The organism is Mesorhizobium sp. M7A.F.Ca.ET.027.03.2.1 (assembly GCF_003999175.1).
In the GTDB taxonomy this organism is placed as follows: domain Bacteria; phylum Pseudomonadota; class Alphaproteobacteria; order Rhizobiales; family Rhizobiaceae; genus Mesorhizobium.
On sequence record NZ_RZOM01000904.1, the window covers coordinates 1 to 2,557 of the forward strand.

Sequence of the window (2,557 nt, forward strand, 5' to 3'; positions counted from 1 at the left end):
ATAGACAAGTTCCTGATTTTCCAGGTTTTTCGATAATGCGGCCGGGTCCGAGGCAAGCTGCCGCGCGGCGGCGTCGCCACGCCAATAGGTGAAGGAGCGTTCGGCTCCCGTCAGCGTGATGGCATAGAGGCCGGGCCGCGCGCCCGCTATGAGCGGGCTGGAGCCGATGCCAATGCCGTTTTCAGCGAAGAAATCGATCTGCCCTTGCGAGAACGGATCGTCGCCGAAGGCCGAGACATAGGTTGCCGGCCGCTCGGTGCTCAGCGCGTGCAGCGCCCACAGCGTGTTGAACGTGTCGCCGGCAAAGCCCATGCGCCAGTTCGGTCCCGTCTGGCCCGACAGTTCGAGCATGCATTCGCCGATCGAGGCGACGCCGTTTCCCGCCATCTACAATCCTCCAGTGATCCCGGTGCTGTAGCTTTTTGCCACCGGCAGCGCCATGCTTGGCAAGCAGGGTTTTTTCCGTCACAGCGTTTTCCCACAGGCTGGCGGGATGCGATCCGTCCGGCAGAGCGTTGTCTGCGGAAGAGGAACCGGTTTGGCATCGATATGGCGTTATCTTCTGGCGGGTCTTGGTCTGGCTGCCTTGCTGGTCGGCATTCTCGCGGTCGTCTTCCTGACGGCGCCGCGGTCGTCGCTGCCTGCCGGCCCGGATGTCTCGCGGACGAAGAACACCGCCACCGCGCTGTTCGTGGCCAGCTTCGCGCCGGAGCGGGGTGTCGTACGGCAGGGCGAACTGCAATCCTGGCTGCTGACCTTGAAGACAAAGGCAGGTGTTCCGGTGGAAGGTGCCGCGATCGCGATTTCGGGCGGCATGCCACTGCACAGTCACGGCCTGCCGACCAGCCCGCAGGCGACCGACTATCTCGGCGACGGGCGTTATCGAATCGAAGGAGTGAAATTCACCATGAGCGGCTGGTGGCAGTTGCATTTCGCCATCTCGGCCACCGCCGGCTCCGACACGGTGCTCTTCAACGTGGTGCTGTGAGCAGGACATGAGGCGGCGTTCGCGTTTTCTGGCGCTGATGATGGCCGTTGTCCTTGCCGGTTGCACGAAGCCGGATTTTTCCGACGCCGAGAAGACGACCATCGCCTCGCTGGCGCTGTCGTCCCTGCCGGCGCTCAAGCCCGACACCACCAATCGTTTTGCCGACGTGCCGGCGGCTGCCGCACTCGGCTCGACGCTGTTCTTCGATCAGGGCATGAGCGGTGACGGGTCGGTATCCTGTTCGACATGCCACAAGATCGACCGTCAGTTCCAGGACGACCTGCCGCAGGCGGTCGGGGTGGGCCGCACCAACCGGCGCACCATGCCACTGGCCGGCGTCGCGCGCGATCCCTGGTTCTTCTGGGATGGCCGCCGCGACAGCCTGTGGGCGCAAGCGCTGACGCCGCTCGAAAACCCGCTGGAGCAGGCGGGAAACCGCACCGCCTACGCGCATTACATCAAGGCGCGCTTCGGCGAACGCTATGAGCGCATCTTCGGGCCGCTGCCTGATTTTTCCGACATGCCGTTGGATGCCAGCCCGCTTGGAAACGATGTCGAGAGGGCGGCCTGGAATGCCATGAGCGGCCCGCAGCGTGACGCTATCAACGGCGTCTTTGCCAATCTAGGCAAGGCGATTGCCGCCTTCGAACGCTCGATTGCGCCGACGCCAACGCGCTTCGACCGCTTTGCGCTGAACCTCGCCACCGGTGCCGAGCCGAAGGGCGATGCTGTCTTTTCCAAACAAGAAATCCGTGGGCTTAAACTGTTCATCGGCAAGGCCAATTGCGTGACCTGTCACAACGGCCCGCGCTTCACCGACAACAGCTTCCACAACACCGGCGTGCCATCCGTTGCGGGCCTGCCGCCGGATCGCGGCCGTATCGATGCCGTGCACCAAGTCGAGGCGGACCCGTTCAACTGCTTCGGCGCCTATCGCGATGGCGACGCCAGCGCCTGCGGCGAGTTGCGCTTCATGGTCAAGGATGCGCCCGAACTCGTTCGCGCCTACAAGACGCCATCGCTGCGCGGAGCGGCAACGCGGCCGCCCTATATGCATGCCGGGCAGTTTTCGTCGCTCGACGAGGTGGTGGCGCACTATGCGAAGGCCGCGCCCAGCGTTGAGGGGGTGTCAGAAGTTCACCCGCTGGAGCTTTCAGATCGAGAGCGTGCGGCGCTGGTGGCGTTTTTGACGACGCTGGCGGAGTGAGGTTGCCGGCGATAGGAATAGTTGAGCGAAGCGAGGCGAGTTGGTGCTGAAGCGAGCAAAGGAGGTTCTATGAGCCGGAGTATGATTCCCGTCGAGGAAGCCGCCAAGGAATGGTTCAAGGATTCAAAATTCGCTGCCCAATATGAGCATTGGAAGAGGAATTCGCAATCGCAGAGGCTTCGATCAAGGCTCGGTGCGAGAAACAGGAAGCCAAAGTCGTGGGGCGACCGCTGAGCGCCTAATTCCTTAAGCACGGACCGCATGCTTCGGCGATTGGCGCAAACATCCATCGCTTCGTCATCCTGGGGCGTAGCAAGGAGCGAAGCGACGCGGCGCAGACCCCAGGATCCATGCCGGGACTC

General features: G+C 63.2%; 3 protein-coding genes. 2 read left to right on the forward strand and 1 reads right to left on the reverse strand.

From position 1 onward, the window contains the following. Positions 1-387, reverse strand: a 387-nt coding sequence (locus tag EN750_RS28770; protein WP_245482839.1) for a PfkB family carbohydrate kinase, incomplete at its 3' end; no start/stop codon positions are given. A 151-nt stretch (positions 388-538) separates the two neighbouring features. Between EN750_RS28770 and EN750_RS28775 the strand changes: the two genes are divergently transcribed. Next, the gene (locus tag EN750_RS28775; RefSeq protein ID WP_127398774.1) at positions 539-988 is read left to right on the forward strand and encodes a FixH family protein; all 450 of its coding nucleotides are present in this window, start codon (positions 539-541) and stop codon (positions 986-988) included. Between the two features lie 7 nt (positions 989-995). Continuing rightward, complete coding sequence (locus tag EN750_RS28780; protein ID WP_127398775.1) at positions 996-2,195, forward strand: cytochrome c peroxidase; 1,200 nt, start codon at positions 996-998, stop codon at positions 2,193-2,195. Positions 2,196-2,557: the final 362 nt, after the last annotated feature.